Below are 15,781 nucleotides of genomic sequence, written 5' to 3'. Positions count from 1 at the left end.
ATGGCCAATTTTATGACTCGCCTTTCCGGTGGGGTACTGCTTTGCCTGCCGGTCATGGTAGCGCAGGCTGCGGGCACCGAGCAGGCTCCCCGCCCACAGAAAGAAGAAACGCTGGAGGTGGTCGCTTCGCCACTGAGCGATGACGGCAGCACCGAAAACACCGGTTCTTACACCACCAGCCAAATGAGCACCGCGACCGGCTTGCCGCTGAGCATCAAAAATACGCCGCAGTCGGTTTCGGTCATCACTCGTCAGCAGATTGACGATATCAACGCTTACTCGCTGAAAGATATTTTGCGCTGGTCCACCGGCGTCAGTGAGAGCAACTATGATAGCGAACGCTCCTCGTTCAATTACCGCGGTTTTAGCGTCGATAATTATCAATACGACGGTGTTCCCACCTTCTTTGATTCCGGCTACTCCGGCGGTGAGTCAGAAATTGACTCGATCACGCTCGATCATGTTGAAATCGTCAGGGGTGCCGCCGGTTTGCTGAACGGGGTCGGTAATCCGGGAGCGGCAATCAATCTGGTGAGGAAGAAAGCCTCCAGCCTTTCGCCTTTTGCCCGCGTCGAACTCTCCGCCGGTTCCTGGGATCATTACCGCACCACGGTCGATGTCGGCACACCGCTCAATGACGAAGGTACCGTCAGGGTGCGCATCGCGGCAGCCGGCGAGCGCAGCCACTCGTTTATGGACAGGCATCAGGAACGCAAAGGCACTATCTTTGGCACGCTGGAAGCCGATCTGACCCGCGATACCCTGCTGCGGCTGGGGGCGGATTATCAGCAGAACCGGCCTAAAGCCTCCACCTGGGGCGGTGCCCTGCCGACCGGCTGGTTCAGCGACGGCAGCGAAATCAATTGGGATCGCCACTACAGCGGCGCCTCTGACTGGTCGAGCTGGGATACCACACTCAGCACCCAGTTCGCGACGCTGGAGCACCAGTTCGACAACGACTGGAAAGGCGTGGCCAACTACACTCATAGCCGTCAGGCTTTCGATGCCAAAATGGCGATGAGCCTGGGCGGACTGATCGATCCCGATACCTGGGCGGTGAAACCTTCAAGCCCTTATGCCGGGCGTTATGAGGGTTACCGCGATCAGCATGCCGTAGACCTGAAACTGAACGGTGATTTCAGCCTGCTGGGCCGCAACCACAAATTTGTGGTGGGCAGCTCTTCCGCCTGGCAGCACAGTTACAGCACTTATCGTAGCGCCAGCGCCTCACAATTGTTTAGCGGCAGCTTACTGGACTGGAACGGTGGTCTGGGCGAACCCGAGTGGTCGGACAAAATGCCACAGATGGATTACCGCACGCGGCAAATCGGCTTCTACAGCAGCGCTGACTTTTCGCTAACCGACCGGCTGGATCTGGTGCTCGGCGCCCGCTTCAACAGCTTTAAGAACACCACTACCACCACCGCAAACAAGGTCACGCCATTCGTCGGTACGGTCTACAAGTTAACCGATCAGGTCTCTGCCTATGCCAGTTACACCGACATCTTCAAGGATCAGAACCTGCTCGACAGCAGCGGTCACTACCTGGCACCGATTGAAGGGGTGAATAAGGAAGTGGGCATTAAAGCCGCATTGCTCAATGACCGGCTCAATCTGTCGCTGTCGGCATTCCGCATCACACAGGACAAACTGGGTGTGCTGGACGAAGACACCGCCAATCTGGACTGGCTGCAGCAGACCTATCATGAGAGCCAGGGGGCCACCAGCAAGGGCATCGAGTTCGAACTGAGCGGCGAACTGGCGCAGGGCTGGAACGCGCAGTTTGGTATTACGCACTTCTCACTGAAGGACAAGGATAAGGTCGATCTCAATACCGAGCAGCCGCGAACGCGCATCAACCTGTTCACCACCTACCAACTGAAGGGGGCCTTGCGCGACCTGACGCTGGGCGGCGGCGCACGCTGGCAGAGTAAGGTTTACGCCAACGTTAGCGGGGCCGATAACGGTGAAATGGTCAATCGTAAAGCCGAACAAGGATCTTACGTGCTGGTCGACGCGATGGCACGTTACAGGCTGACGCCGCAGACCTCGGTGCAACTTAACCTGAACAACGTTTTCGACCAGAAATACTACTCGCAGGTTAATTTCTACAGTACCCGTAACTATGGCGAACCGCGCAACTTCATGCTGACGCTCAAACACGAGTTCTGATCGCCCACAGTAACCCGTTGAAAAGCCAGTTATTAGGGAGAGCGTGCCGAAGGGGTCGTAGCGACTTGTCCGCCGGAGTGCCCCTCGGTGCGCTAGGCCCGGGTATCTCGGGCTAAAAGACAACTTTGACAGTAAAACGGCCCCGAACCACGGGGCCAACCTTCCCTCTGTAATGCCTTACCCCTTGTGCGATGAATTCTTCCGTAGTAGCGTGCAAAAGGTACAAAAACCCTACTCACCCAAGGCCATGTGATGTCCCCTACGCTGACCATCGAACAATTGAAAGAGCTGGGCCGCTATCAGGAAGCGACCGAACTGGCGCAACAACAGTTACTGCAACAACCGGAAGCCGCCGGGCTGCACTACCAATTGGCTTGCCTGTATGACGTTCAGGGGTTTGAGCAGCAGGCCATTCCTTGCTACCTCGCAGCGCTCGCGCGCACTTTGCCGGCAACGCAGCGGCAGGAAGCCTGGCTTGGCCTGGGCAGTACCTACCGGGCGTTAGGCCTGTACCAACAATCGCTGGCCGCCTTCGACGACGGGTTGAGCGAGTTCCCGCAGGCCAAAGAGCTCACGCTGTTCCGCGCCATGACGCTGTACAACCTGGGCGAAACCAAACAGGCGGTCGCGGATTTGCTGTTACTGCTGGCGGAAACCTCCTCGCATAGCGACATCAGCAGCTACCAGCGTGCGATCCGTCAATACGCCGCCGATCTGGATCGGATTGGCTAAGCGAGGCTGATATGGAAATAGTGACCGACCCAAACCGCTACGGCGTCGACTGGCTGCAGTTGGCCGGGCTACTGGAAGCCGCCGGATTGGGCCAGCGCGATCCGCAGGTCTTGCAGCGCGTTTATCAACACAGCCAATTTTGCTACTGGGGCTACCTGGAGGGTCGGCTGATCGCCACCGCGCACGCCATCAGCGACATGACTTCGGTTGCCTATCTGGCCGACGTAGCCCTGCATCCAGATTTTCAGGGCCGGGGATTGGGACGTCAATTGATGGATCGGGTGATGCAGGATCTGGCCCCGCTCGGCAAAGTGTTTATCTACTCGGTACCCGACAAGCTGGAATTCTACAAAAAATACCACTTCCGTGAGCTGACCACCGGCATGGTCTATGCCGACAACGCGGCATTGGCGCGCCTGCAGCAAAACGGCTATGTCCGCTGAAAAAACCTTAAAGGAACCTCCCATTGCTCATTGAAAATCGGCTGTCTCCGCAGGACTGTGCGAACATGAATGATATTCGCGCTGAAATAGACATGATGGACGAAAACATCATTAAGCTGATCGCCCAGCGCTTCGCCTACGTAAAGGCGGCGGCCAAATTCAAGACCAGCCCCGATGCGGTACGCGCCAAAGAACGCTTTGAGGCCATGCTGCTGCAAAGACGAGCCTGGGCCGATGAGCAAGGTTTAAGCCCGGAGGTGATAGAAAAAATGTATCGCGATCTGGTCAATTATTTTATCAGCGAAGAAATGAAACATTGGTCCCAGGATCAGGGGAAAAAGCCTGAAGTATAAATTACCTCAGGCCAGAGAATAATTTCCGGCCAGTCATCTACAGCGTTTTCATCATAAAGACTCGGCTGGTGCCTGCCGGCAGACAGGGCACCTCGCCAAAACGCGTCCAGCCGTTCAACTCATAAAACTTCGGCGCCTGAAAGCTGATGGTGTACAGCACGGCGGAAACGCAGCCCCTGCGTCGCCCTTCCAGCTCAAAACGGCGCAGCAACTCACTGCCCAACCCTGAGCCGCGCAACGATTTTGGCAGATGAAACAGATCGACAAACAGCATGCCCAGCGATGAACGCCCGCTAATCCCGCCCAACACCTCGCCGCTGTTCGGGTCTCTCACCACCACCGCCAACGGGCGGCGATCGTTGGTGCCGGTGACTTCATCGTTATATTGATTCAACCCTTCGGCGATCAGCTCCTCTATTTCGTCAATGGCGCTTTCGGTGATTTCAATGCGGTAATTTTCCATGGTCTTCTTCTATGTGGGGTAACTGAGTAGCACATTAAGATTAGCAAAAAAGCACCGCAATAAACGCGAGCGGGATTTTTTCAGCTTTCCCCTGCCTTTCAGACCATTGTACGGTGGAACTCCCCGCCATTTTTCGGCATGCTGGTCGCTGGCTTTCATTTCACCGCCACCGGCGGTTTACCACCGGCCCCACGCGCCGGTGTCAGGTTGCAGAGAAGGTTCTTACTCCATGACGTTGACCATGTACGGCATCAAAAATTGTGACACCATCAAAAAAGCGCGCCGCTGGCTGGAAGAACAGGGTGTGGCTTATCAATTTCATGACTACCGCGCCGACGGGCTGGACGAACAGCAACTGCGCGGCTTTGTCGAACGTCTCGGGTGGGAACCGCTGCTCAATACCCGCGGAACCACCTGGCGCAAGCTGGATGAAGCGCAGCGCACCGCCTGCGACAATGCCGATGCCGCCATCGCGCTGATGCTGGCGCAGCCGGCAATCATCAAACGCCCACTGCTGGACGACGGCAACGGACACGCCCTGCTCGGCTTCAGTGCCGAAGGTTACCAGCAATTTATTTCCGAGGTGACAGCATGATTTGCCCGGTTATCGAACTGGCTCAACAGTTGATCAAACGCCCGTCGCTCAGCCCGCACGATGAAGGCTGTCAGGCACTGATGATCGAACGTCTGGAAGCCATTGGTTTTACCGTTGAACCGATGCCTTTTGGCGATACCCTGAATTTCTGGGCCTGGCGTGGCGAAGGCCAAACCCTGGCGTTTGCCGGCCACACCGACGTAGTGCCAACCGGCGACGAAAAACGCTGGGACAACCCGCCTTTTGAGCCGACCATCCGCGACGGCATGCTGTATGGCCGTGGCGCGGCAGACATGAAAGGCTCGCTGGCGGCAATGGTCGTGGCAGCCGAACGTTTCGTCGCGGCCAACCCGCATCATCAGGGCCGTTTGGCATTCCTGATCACCTCCGATGAAGAAGCCAGCGCGACCCATGGCACGGTGAAAGTGGTGGAAGCGCTGATGGCGCGCAATGAGCGCCTGGATTATTGCCTGGTCGGCGAACCGTCCAGTACCGAACGCGTCGGCGACGTGGTGAAGAATGGGCGTCGCGGCTCGATCACCGCCAACCTGCATATTCACGGCATTCAGGGCCACGTTGCCTACCCACATCTGGCGGATAACCCGGTGCACCGCGCCATGCCGGCCCTCAATGAGCTGGTGGCGATCGAGTGGGACCACGGCAACGAATTCTTCCCGCCGACCAGCATGCAGATTGCCAACGTGCAGGCCGGTACCGGCAGCAACAACGTGATCCCGGGCGAGATGTTCGTGCAGTTCAACTTCCGTTTTAGTACCGAATCGACCGACGCGACGATCAAACAGCGCGTAGAAGAACTGCTTGAGCGCCATCAGTTGAACTACAGCATCGAATGGCGCCTGTCGGGCCAACCCTTCCTGACCCCGCGCGGCGCGCTGGTAGATGCGGTGGTTAACGCCGTTGAACACTACTCCGAACTAACGCCGCAGTTGCTGACCACCGGGGGCACCTCAGACGGCCGCTTTATCGCCCAGATGGGGGCGCAGGTGGTTGAACTGGGGCCCGTCAACGCGACTATCCATAAGGTCAACGAATGCGTACACGCGGCAGATTTGCAACTGCTGAGCCGCATGTACCAACGCATCATGGAGCAATTGGTCGCATGATCACGCCAGAAATGTTGACCGGGTGCTCAACCGAGCATCTGGCACCGCTGAGCGGTAATCACCGGCTGCAGCCCGCCGCGGTGGCTGCGTTCCTCGCCATGCAGCAGGCGGCACTGGAGGCCGGGTTTGATCTGCAACCCGCCAGCACATTTCGTGATTTTGGCCGGCAACAGGCGATCTGGAATGGCAAATTCTGCGGCCAGCGCCCAGTATTAGATAAGGACAGTCAGCCAATCGACGTCGCGCTGCTGTCCACCGGCGAACTTTGCGAAGCGATCCTGCGCTGGTCGGCCTTGCCGGGCGCCAGTCGCCATCACTGGGGCAGTGATCTGGATGTCTACGATCCTTCGCTGTTGCCTGCCGGGCAAAAGCTGCAACTGGAGCCCTGGGAATACGAGCAAGGCGGCTATTTTTATCCACTCAATCAGTGGATGACCGAACATATGGCCGAATTTGGTTTTTACCGTCCGTTTACCGAAGAGGGTGACGGCGTGGCGGTAGAACCCTGGCATCTGAGCTACCGTCCGCTGGCGCTTGAAGCCGAGCAGCTGCTGACGCCGGAGCTACTGCTGGCAGCCTGGAAAAATAAGGACGTCGCCGGTGCCCAATGGCTTGAAGAGCATTTGCCATCGCTATTTTCGCGTTTTATACGCCCTGAAGGGAAGGAGTAAATATGGAATGGTTAGCAGATTATTGGTGGATTATCCTGCTGATTCTGGTCGGGATGATCATCAGTGGGATCAAAGAGCTGCGCCGCGTTGACGTCAAACGCTATCTGGCCGATAAGCCGGAGCTGCCACCGCACCGCGATAACAACGCCGAGTGGGACGCCGACGACGACTGGCCGAAGAAAAAATGATTTCAGGGCGCATTAAGCGCCCTGAAGTTTATTTAAAGGCGACCAAATCGCCGCGCTTGCCAAACATCGCTTCGTCCCAGTAGCGTTGCGGGACGTAGTAATGCAGCCGTTCGAGGGCATCATTCATCATGCCCTGATTGATGGCATGCCCCACATCGTCTTCCACATCCAGCGTGAAATCGACGCCGATAGCCTGCAGCCGCTCTGCCGCCGCCCTGGCATGTTGCACCGCAATCACCGCATCCTGTTCGCCGTGGATCAAATGTACCACGCTGTCACCGAACGCTTTATCAGGCAACCCGGCAAAACGCCCGCTGAAAGCCACGATGCGGCCGGCCAGCCTGGGTTCTACCTTCAGGGCTTCCAGCGCCATGATTGAGCCCTGTGAAAAACCGACCAGCGCGGTACCGGCATCATTCACGCCGCTTTGTTGCTGCCAGTAACGCACGGTTTCGATAAACTTCGGCATCACTTCAGCAATGCGCCCGGCACGGTTTTCTTCGGTCACACCCTGCACCGAAAACCACTGGCGACCGCCACCGTTACCGAAGGCAAAAGGGCCACCAATGCTGACTACCTGCGCCTGCGGAAAGTCTTTGGCGAAATAGCTGCCAATCTCGCCCATCGCCACCGGGGTATCGCCAACACCGTGAAACAGCAGGATCAGCTGCGCAGCCGGGGTTGCCGGGCTCTGTACAACAAAATGCTCATGTTTCATCGGTGACTCCTCGTGTTGATCAAATTCTGCCCGGCGCCAGTTGCCCGGGTTCCTGTCAGCTACTATACGCCGCTGAGAATTCAGGAAAATCAGGTTTTATTGAGCAACACCTTCAATTTATTCCAACGATTGCGACCAGTTGTGCCAGCGCAGGCAATGCTGCGCATCGAGCTGTTCAAGCGCCATTCCCGTCTCTTGCCGCCAGCGACGCAGCAAGGCCTTCTGGCCGCTGAAGCCAAGTAGCTCCACGCAACCTGCCGCCGTCGTTTGCTGTTGCAGATGCAGCCGCAGTGCGGGCAACGGCATAGGGCTGGCTAGCAGTAAACGTTGCAGCGCCCCCAGACTGGCCTCCAACGGCCGGTGGGCGAAGGCAAACCCGGCCAGTTCACGCCAGTCGTCCTCGCCCAGCCGGGTGTCGCCGTCGTCACCGGTGATTTCCAGTTGCAGATCGATGCGCGACTGCAGCCAGCGCCAGTCACGCGCCAGATGCTTATGTGCCGCATGACGCAGCGCCTCACCCTGTTCGCTCAATGGCAGAATGGCCATGACGCTGTAGCAACCGCTGCTGGCCTCAATCTTGCTGCCAATACGTGCCAGCTCAAAACCACAGGACTGCCAAAAGCGCCACAGCGGCTCGGTGTAACCAAAGCTGACCGAAAGGTAGTCCAACCCTTGCGCCTGCTGACGCTGCTGCTCGATCAGCCTGCGGGCGATGCCCTGCTGACGCAAGCCGGGTAATACCGCAATGCGGGTAATGCGCCTTGAACGCAGCGTCGGTGCCCACCACTGGCCACCGTGCGCCGCCAGCGATTGGGCCACCAGGTTGCCACGCGGTCGTCGCCTGCCGGCCCAGACTTCGTGCGCCAGTTCGGGACTCAGGCCGCCTTCTTCCACCAGCCACAACGCGCCGACGACCTCATCTTCAACCTGTGCCAGGCCAAAATGCATGCCGGGTGCATCCATCAACCGCCGCAAATCAAGCGGCGAAGTCCGGTAATGGGCGCTGCTCAACAGGGCATAAAAACGGACTAACCGCTGAGGATCGGCACACAGCGCCTTTTGTTCAGCCCCAGTGATACTGACGGGCTGATCCGTCGCCTGCCACGGCGGGAGTTCGTTGAACAGCAGCGCATTATCGATGATACGCTCCAGCGCATCACCCGGCGCCCAACGCATGGGCTGCTGTAACTCCAGAGGCTGATACTCAGGCAGCCCGGCGCAAAACTTGAGCAAGAAACCCCGGCCGGTGCCTTCATAGCCCTGTACCGTGGTCGTCAGCAAAATGCGGGGGAAATGGTTAACCAACTGCTGTAATAACGGGCCGGGGATCGCTGCCGCCTCGTCCACCAACAGCCAGCCCACGTCGCTGACATCATGTTCGCGACAATGGGCCAGCAACGCGTCCGGTGCCCAGAATTGCGCGCGGCCCTGCGCCCATTCATCAGCAACCTCGGTAGCTGCTCGACTGGGCCCGGTGAGCCAGCAGGTAAGAGGCATGTTGGCCACCAGCATTCCCGCCAGCGTTGACTTGCCGCGCCCGCGGGCGGCGGTCAGCACCCAAACGCCTGGCTCGGCGCCGAGTAATTGCGTCAACAACGCCTGCTGCTCGCAAGTCGGTTGGCCATTGGGCGCTTGCCACTGCGGGCGGACTGGCAAGGGTGCCAACGTCAGCGGCTCATCCTGTCGCCAGACAGTGACTTCGCTGTCCGCCGCCAGGTGTTGCTGCAGATGGTGAATGAAATTCGGGGTAGTGATCGGCTGGGGGCAATCGCTCCAGCGCAGGCTGTCGCTATCCGGCTGTTGGTGCCAGGACTGCCAGGGTGGTGTTAACAGCAACAACCAACTGCCGGCTCGCAGCGTACCGGCCAGCGCGGCCAGCGCTTCAACATCCAAACCACCGGTCGCGTCATACACCGCATGTAATCGCTCCTGCCCCAGCAATGTCCGTACCGCACCACTGGCCAGCGACTGCATGCCGCTGGGCGGGTTTTCCCCCACCCAAGGCCAGTCGCCCGGCAGGGTGGTCGCCAGCCGGTGTGCTTGCTGGCGACACCATTGCGGCTCGCCACTGAGCACCAGCAGGCGTCTGATGCCCTGCTGATGCATAAGTTGTTGCATTGCCTGTAACATCAGTATCCAGACCCAGAGCTAAAAAAATGCCGGAGTCAGGCTCCGGCATGCATGTTAACGGGATGCGAAGGTATTGCAGGTGTTAGGGTCTCCGCTGTCGAAGCCCTGCTTAAACCAGGTGTAGCGCTGCTGCGAGGTCCCGTGGGTGAAGCTGTCCGGTACCACGCGCCCCTGCCCTTGTTGCTGCAAACGGTCGTCGCCAATCGCCTGCGCAGCGTTCAATGCCGCCTGCAGGTCGCCCTCTTCCAGCATTTGCTGCTTCTCGGCATATTTGCCCCAAACGCCAGCAAAGCAGTCCGCCTGCAGTTCCATTTTCACCGACAGACGATTCACTTCTGCCTGACTGGCACCCTGCTGCATTTGACGCACTTTGGACTCAATGCCCAACAGGTTTTGCACATGGTGACCGACCTCATGCGCCACCACATAGGCCTGGGCGAAGTCTCCGCCGGCACCCAGTTTGGTTTTCATATCCTGATAGAACGACAGGTCGATATACACCGTTTTGTCGCCCGGGCAATAAAATGGCCCCATCGCCGCCTGACCGGTGCCGCAGCTGGTACGCGTTACGCCGCGATACATCACCAACTTGGGTGGCTGATAGGTTTTACCCATGCGCTGGAAAACTTCTTTCCAGTTGTCTTCGGTGGAGGCCAGCACCACCGAGGTAAATTTGGCCAGTTCATCGTCTTTTGGACTGATGCTGGCGCTCTGTTGCTGAGTTTGCGGGCTAACGTCCCCACCGTTCAACAGCGGTGAAAGATCGACGCCGTAATAACCGGCCACCAACACTACCACCAGAATAACGATACCGCCTTTGCCGCGAGGCACGCGGAAACCGCCGCCACCGCCACCCAGACCTGAAGACTGCCCGCGACGATCCTCAACATTGTCACTTTCCCGACGCCCTTGCCAACGCATAAGTAAACTCCAGATTAGGTTTTTGTCATGTTACGTAGATCATTATAAATGCTCAGCGGCAAAGGAAATGTAGAATTTTTCTGGAAATGCAGGCAAACGGGAATAGACGGCGGGGAAAGTAAGGATAATGACGGGGCCGGAGAGACCCCGTATAGCAGGAAAACGCTTAGTCGAGTTTGACGCCGATGCGGCGAGCGACTTCTTCGTAGGCTTCGATCAGGCCACCCAGGCTCTGGCGGAAGCGGTCCTTGTCCATCTTGTCCAGGGTGTTTTTGTCCCACAGGCGGCTACCATCAGGCGAGAATTCATCGCCCAGCACCACTTCGCCGTTGAACAAGCCAAACTCCAGCTTGAAGTCGACCAGGATCAGGCCTGCGTCGTCAAACAGCTTGCTCAACACGTCGTTCGCCTGGTAGCTCAGCTCACGCATGCGTGCCAGGTGCTCTTTGTTCACCCAACCAAAGGTTTCGCAGTAGGATTCGTTGACCATGGGATCGTGCATTTCATCGTTTTTCAGGAACAGGTCAAACAGCGGTGGGTTCAGCACCAGGCCTTCTTCAATGCCCAGACGCTTCACCAGTGAACCGGCGGCGCGGTTGCGGATCACACACTCTACCGGCACCATGTCCAACTTCTTCACCAGCACTTCGTTGTCTGACAGCAGGCGTTCCATTTGCGTCGGGATGCCGGCCTCTTCCAGTTTGCTCATGATGAAATGGTTGAACTTGTTGTTCACCATGCCTTTGCGATCAAACTGCTCAATGCGCTGACCATCCAGTGCTGACGTATCGTTGCGGAATTCCAACACCAGCAGATCAGGATTTTCAGTGGTGTAGACGGTTTTTGCCTTTCCGCGATACAGCTCAGCTAGCTTTTGCATCTGACTTACTCCAATAAAAGAATTATTTAAAAACGCTGCAAGGATGATGCGTCTATTGTGCCAAATCCGCGACGCAAACGATACCGTATCATTCAAAGAAAAAAGGGGCCGTAGCCCCTTTTCGATTATTTAACGCTGGTTTTACTGAATGCTGACTGGAATGCCGCAACCAGGCCGTCGTTTTGCGACTGGGTCAATGGCTTCCCTTTAGGATCGATAAATTGCAGGCTGGTACGGTTGTTCAAATCACCCACCTGCAGTTTGTAATCGCCTTCTTTCAGTTCAGGATCCTTGACGCCCAACGCATCCCAGTCACTGCTGCTCGGGGATTTGTAGGTCACGGCAACGGTGCCCTGCGGACGGCTGCGGTCACCCACTTTCATCCCCAGTTTTTCCAATGCCGCTGGCAGGCGATCCCACACCACGGTGTACGGACCACGTACTACCAACATTGGCAGACCGGTATCATCCGCGCCGCTCTGCACGTCAAGCGCACCGAAACGGTTGGCAGACTGGTTGCTCGCCAGGGTGTCCTGCTTGTCCAGACCTTCGACGATGGTGTTCATCATCATGCCGTTGTAGCGCTGCACTTCGGACGGGTCGGTCACCTGTTCGGTTTTGCCCTGCTGCTGCAGGCCGACGGTTTTCACCACCAGCGCCTGCTGGTAACCCTGCTGCTGTACGCTGATCTGGTAGCGGCCTTCGTACTGGTTGTCTTCATCCAGACGGTTCCACTTCACCCAGTCGGTGGTCAGAGTTTGAGTAGCGTCCTGACGTGAGGCGATCGTAATGTTTTTCGCTTGCAGCATGCTGGTAACGCGTGACCACAGGTTCTGGTTCTGCGGGCTGTTTTCCAACAGCAACGTACCGCTGTCGCCGGCATATTGCGCGCGTGAGCCGCTCAGCAATGCCAGTGGCTGTACCGGCGGACGAATATCCAGTTGCTTGCCGACGCCGCCTTTCAGCGTGGTGGCCGGAACATCATAATTACCGCTTTGCACCGGCAGGATCATACCTGCGGGTGCGTTCAGTGGCTTGAGCACCGACGCGTCGAGGTAAGACTCATCGCCGCTAACCTGGCGTTTGTAGCGTTGGTCAGTGGTACAACCGACCAGCATCATAACCAGCGAAATACCCACGACTTTTGCTACCGTCGACTTTTGCAATGAATAAACCATCAAATTTCCCTTAGAGTTACAGCAAACCGGCGCTTTTCAACGCGCGTTCCACTACCGGACGGGCAGCGTCGGTCAACGGCGTCATAGGCAGACGCATCGTATCGGTTGCCATCAATCCCAATGCTTTACAGGCCCATTTCACCGGAATTGGGTTTGCTTCTACAAACAAATCCTGATGCAACGGCATCAAGCGTTGATTTAAGCGGCGTGCCTCAGCAAAGTTGCCCTGTGCTGCCAGCGCGCAAAGTTGCGCCATTTCACGTGCAGCCACGTTGGCCGTCACGGAAATCACGCCCTTGCCACCCAGTTGCATGAAATCCAGACCGCTGGCGTCATCGCCGCTCAGCAAAATGAAATCTTCATCATCAACCAGCACTTGGATCTGACTTACACGACTTAAGTTCCCTGTTGCTTCTTTAACAGCAACAATATTCTTGATTTTTGCCAAGCGCGCAATCGTCGGCGGCAGCATGTCACACCCGGTGCGAGAAGGCACGTTATAGAGGATTTGTGGCAGTGCGGTGCTTTCGGCGATGGCCTTGAAGTGCTGATACAGCCCTTCCTGAGTCGGTTTATTGTAGTAAGGCGTGACCGTCAGGCAACCCACTACGCCGCTATTTTCGAAGCGCTGGGTCAGCGAAATGGCTTCGGCGGTGGCGTTGGCGCCGGTACCGGCAATCACCGGAATACGGCCTGCAGCCAGTTCCAGCGTCTGCAATACCACGTCAACGTGCTCGTCATGGGCAAGCGTTGCAGACTCGCCGGTAGTCCCTACGGAAACGATGGCCGCAGTTCCACTGGCTACATGATAATCAATCAATTTTTTTAGGCTCGCGCGATCGACAGCACCTGTGTCGTCCATCGGCGTAACCAGTGCAACTATACTTCCCGTAAACATTGGCCGTCCCCTCCACAAACAAGTCACTCATGGTACTTTTGCTGCCTATCCAAAAGCAAGCAAACAACGGCGTTGTAAGCGCTTGGCAGGCGGTTTTTTTTATGTTTACCATGGTAACCCCATTGTGCACGACAGGAAGCTCCATTTTGCCTAAGCCAGATGAACACTATCTCGTGATTACCGCGCTCGGTACCGACCGCCCCGGGATCGTCAATGCCATCACCCGCCACGTCAGCAGTTGCGGATGCAATATCGAAGATAGCCGTCTGGCCATGCTGGGTGAGGAGTTCACTTTCATCATGCTGCTTTCCGGTAGCTGGAACGCCATTACCCTGATTGAATCTACCCTGCCGCAAAAAGGCGCGGAGCTGGAACTGCTGATTGTGATGAAGCGCACCAACTCGCACGAGAGGCCGCCGATGCCGGCTACGGTGTGGGTGCAGGTGGAGGTGAAAGACTCCCCGCATATCATTGAGCGTTTTACCGATCTGTTCCACTCCAGCCAAATGAACATTGCCGAGCTGGTGTCGCGCACCCAACCGGCAGAAAGCGACCTGCCGCCCCAGCTTCATATCCAGATCACCGCACACAGCCCTGGCAACGCCGATGCATCAAATATTGAGCAAGCCTTTCATCGCCTATGTACAGAATTGAAAGCACAAGGCAGTATTAGTGTTGTGAACTATCCACAGCATGATGAGAAAGATGGAGAGTAGTGATGACCCCATTGAAAGCCGGTGACACAGCGCCAAACTTTAGTTTGCCTGACCAGGACGGTGAGGAAATTAATCTGGCCGACTTCCAGGGACAACGAGTACTGGTTTATTTTTATCCCAAGGCGATGACGCCGGGCTGTACCGTACAGGCCTGCGGTTTGCGGGATAACATGGATGAACTGAAAAAAGCAGGTGTCGAAGTTCTGGGCATCAGCACGGATAAACCAGAGAAGCTGTCGCGTTTTGCCGAGAAAGAGTTGTTAAACTTCACGTTGTTATCTGATGAGGATCATCAGGTAGCACAGCAGTTCGGCGTTTGGGGTGAGAAAACCTTTATGGGCAAAACCTATGATGGTATTCACCGCATCAGCTTCCTGCTCGATGGCAAAGGCAAGGTTGAAAAAGTGTTTGATGATTTCAAGACCACCAATCATCACGACATCGTTCTGAGCTATCTGCAGCAATAATTAAACCGAAGCGCAGCAACTTGCTGCGCTTCGTTATTCCCGCTTATTCCGCTTCCGTTTCCACTCGCAGTTCGTCCGGCCAGGCGTGGATCACCGCCTTCACCAAGGTCGCCAGTGGGATAGCGAAGAACACACCCCAGAACCCCCACAATCCGCCGAAAATGATCACCGACAAAATAATCACCAGCGGATGCAGGTTAACCGCCTCAGAGAACAGAATCGGCACCAGCAGATTTCCATCCAGCCCCTGCACCACCAGGTAGGCGACGATCAGCGTCCAGAAATCGGCTCCGATACCCCATTGGAACATCGCCACCACTACCACCGGAATGGTCACCAGCACCGCACCAATATAGGGGATCAGCACCGAGACACCGACCAGCACCGCCAGCAGCAGCGAATAGCGCATATCCAGCACCACGAATACCAGATAGGTCGCTACACCGACGATCACCATCTCCAGCACCTTGCCGCGAATATAGTTGGTGATCTGCTGATTCATCTCGATCCACACCTGCCCGGCCAGCCCGCGATTACGCGGCAACACGCGGCGCACCGCGTTGAGCATCTGCTCTTTGTCCTTCAGCAGGAAGAACATCATCATCGGCACCAGGATCAGGTAAATCGCCAGGGTCAGCAACCCGACCAGAGAAGCCAGTGAGAATTTCACTACCGACTCGCCCATACCCGACAGGCGTCCACGCAGGTTTTCCGCCATCATATCGATGATGCCGGCATCCACCAGCGCCGGATAACGCTTCGGCAGCGTCGCGGCATAGTTATAGAACTGATTGAGCATGCCAGGCAGATCGGTCATCAGGTTGATGCCCTGCTGCCACGCGGTCGGCGCCACCACAAACACCAGCAGCATTGCGATGCCGGCAAACATGATCATCACCATGCTCGCCGCCCAGTTACGCGAACAACCGATACGTTGCAGGCGCGCGGTCGGCCACTCCAGCAGGTACGCCAGCACTATCGCCACCAACAGCGGGGTCAGAATGCCATGCAGAAAATAGAGGATGAGGAAGCCGGCAACCAGGATCACCAACAGCGCGATGGCCTGCGGATCGGTAAAACGACGACGGTACCACTGTAATAACATCTCCAGCATCAGAGAGTGCTCCTAGAG

The 15,781-nt window shown here is 56.9% G+C and carries 18 protein-coding genes; 10 read left to right on the top strand and 8 right to left on the bottom strand.

Features of this window, described 5'->3' with window-relative positions; all coding sequences use genetic code 11:
• The 4 genes from FCL49_RS21145 to FCL49_RS21130 all read left to right on the top strand — a co-directional run bounded on the left by FCL49_RS21145 (nt 1) and on the right by FCL49_RS21130 (nt 3,700).
• On the top strand, nt 1–2,172 hold the full coding sequence (locus FCL49_RS21145) for a TonB-dependent siderophore receptor (protein ID WP_174355013.1): 2,172 nt from the start codon (nt 1–3) through the stop codon (nt 2,170–2,172).
• A gap of 252 nt (nt 2,173–2,424) precedes the next feature.
• Complete coding sequence (locus FCL49_RS21140; RefSeq protein ID WP_135317509.1) at nt 2,425–2,904, top strand: tetratricopeptide repeat protein; 480 nt, start codon at nt 2,425–2,427, stop codon at nt 2,902–2,904.
• Nucleotides 2,905–2,915: 11 nt separating this feature from the next.
• Entirely contained in the window at nt 2,916–3,347 is a 432-nt protein-coding gene (locus FCL49_RS21135) for a GNAT family N-acetyltransferase (protein ID WP_174355012.1), read from the top strand.
• A 23-nt stretch (nt 3,348–3,370) separates the two neighbouring features.
• Nucleotides 3,371–3,700, top strand: a complete 330-nt coding sequence (locus FCL49_RS21130; RefSeq protein WP_174355011.1) for an isochorismate lyase — start codon at nt 3,371–3,373, stop codon at nt 3,698–3,700.
• A gap of 37 nt (nt 3,701–3,737) precedes the next feature.
• Here FCL49_RS21130 and FCL49_RS21125 read toward each other — a convergent pair whose 3' ends face one another.
• Nucleotides 3,738–4,163, bottom strand: coding sequence for a GNAT family N-acetyltransferase (locus FCL49_RS21125; protein ID WP_135317513.1), 426 nt, complete (start codon nt 4,161–4,163; stop codon nt 3,738–3,740).
• Between the two features lie 229 nt (nt 4,164–4,392).
• Here FCL49_RS21125 and FCL49_RS21120 point away from each other — a divergent pair, with 229 nt between their 5' ends.
• From FCL49_RS21120 to FCL49_RS21105, 4 genes are read left to right on the top strand one after another with little or no spacing between them, the layout of a single operon-like run.
• Complete coding sequence (locus FCL49_RS21120) at nt 4,393–4,758, top strand: ArsC family reductase (RefSeq protein ID WP_174355010.1); 366 nt, start codon at nt 4,393–4,395, stop codon at nt 4,756–4,758.
• Nucleotides 4,755–5,882, top strand: a complete 1,128-nt coding sequence (dapE, locus tag FCL49_RS21115) for a succinyl-diaminopimelate desuccinylase (RefSeq protein WP_174355009.1) — start codon at nt 4,755–4,757, stop codon at nt 5,880–5,882. The genes FCL49_RS21120 and dapE overlap by 4 nt, the downstream gene beginning before the upstream one ends.
• The gene (locus tag FCL49_RS21110; RefSeq protein ID WP_174355008.1) at nt 5,879–6,553 is read left to right on the top strand and encodes a M15 family metallopeptidase; all 675 of its coding nucleotides are present in this window, start codon (nt 5,879–5,881) and stop codon (nt 6,551–6,553) included. The genes dapE and FCL49_RS21110 overlap by 4 nt, the downstream gene beginning before the upstream one ends.
• 2 nt (nt 6,554–6,555) lie before the next feature.
• Nucleotides 6,556–6,741, top strand: a complete 186-nt coding sequence (locus FCL49_RS21105; protein WP_135317516.1) for a YpfN family protein — start codon at nt 6,556–6,558, stop codon at nt 6,739–6,741.
• A gap of 28 nt (nt 6,742–6,769) precedes the next feature.
• Here the strand turns inward: FCL49_RS21105 and ypfH are convergent, their stop codons facing one another.
• The 6 genes from ypfH to dapA form a co-directional block, all read right to left on the bottom strand.
• Nucleotides 6,770–7,459 (bottom strand): esterase, encoded by a 690-nt coding sequence (ypfH, locus tag FCL49_RS21100; protein WP_174355007.1) that lies wholly within the window; start codon nt 7,457–7,459, stop codon nt 6,770–6,772.
• A 117-nt stretch (nt 7,460–7,576) separates the two neighbouring features.
• Nucleotides 7,577–9,589, bottom strand: coding sequence for a tRNA(Met) cytidine acetyltransferase TmcA (locus FCL49_RS21095; RefSeq protein WP_174355006.1), 2,013 nt, complete (start codon nt 9,587–9,589; stop codon nt 7,577–7,579).
• A gap of 54 nt (nt 9,590–9,643) precedes the next feature.
• Nucleotides 9,644–10,510, bottom strand: a complete 867-nt coding sequence (ypfJ, locus tag FCL49_RS21090) for a KPN_02809 family neutral zinc metallopeptidase (protein ID WP_135317519.1) — start codon at nt 10,508–10,510, stop codon at nt 9,644–9,646.
• A 166-nt stretch (nt 10,511–10,676) separates the two neighbouring features.
• Entirely contained in the window at nt 10,677–11,390 is a 714-nt protein-coding gene (purC, locus tag FCL49_RS21085) for a phosphoribosylaminoimidazolesuccinocarboxamide synthase (RefSeq protein ID WP_135317520.1), read from the bottom strand.
• A gap of 125 nt (nt 11,391–11,515) precedes the next feature.
• Complete coding sequence (gene bamC / locus FCL49_RS21080; RefSeq protein ID WP_174355005.1) at nt 11,516–12,568, bottom strand: outer membrane protein assembly factor BamC; 1,053 nt, start codon at nt 12,566–12,568, stop codon at nt 11,516–11,518.
• A 16-nt stretch (nt 12,569–12,584) separates the two neighbouring features.
• Nucleotides 12,585–13,466, bottom strand: coding sequence for a 4-hydroxy-tetrahydrodipicolinate synthase (dapA, locus tag FCL49_RS21075; protein ID WP_012146221.1), 882 nt, complete (start codon nt 13,464–13,466; stop codon nt 12,585–12,587).
• A 110-nt stretch (nt 13,467–13,576) separates the two neighbouring features.
• Here dapA and FCL49_RS21070 point away from each other — a divergent pair, with 110 nt between their 5' ends.
• Nucleotides 13,577–14,182 carry a glycine cleavage system transcriptional repressor gene (locus FCL49_RS21070; protein ID WP_206194290.1) on the top strand — a complete coding sequence of 202 codons (606 nt, stop codon included), beginning with the start codon at nt 13,577–13,579 and terminating at the stop codon, nt 14,180–14,182.
• Nucleotides 14,183–14,184: 2 nt separating this feature from the next.
• A complete protein-coding gene (gene bcp, locus FCL49_RS21065; protein WP_012146223.1) occupies nt 14,185–14,649 on the top strand; it encodes a thioredoxin-dependent thiol peroxidase in 465 nt (154 codons plus the stop codon).
• Nucleotides 14,650–14,692: 43 nt separating this feature from the next.
• Here the strand turns inward: bcp and FCL49_RS21060 are convergent, their stop codons facing one another.
• Nucleotides 14,693–15,763 (bottom strand): AI-2E family transporter, encoded by a 1,071-nt coding sequence (locus FCL49_RS21060; protein WP_135317524.1) that lies wholly within the window; start codon nt 15,761–15,763, stop codon nt 14,693–14,695.
• Between the last annotated feature and the right edge of the window lie 18 nt (nt 15,764–15,781).

The sequence above is a fragment of the Serratia proteamaculans genome, from assembly GCF_013337185.1.
Classification (GTDB): domain Bacteria; phylum Pseudomonadota; class Gammaproteobacteria; order Enterobacterales; family Enterobacteriaceae; genus Serratia; species Serratia proteamaculans_D.
Note: the sequence above shows the minus strand (reverse complement) of the source record. Positions and strands in the feature narration are given on the sequence as shown.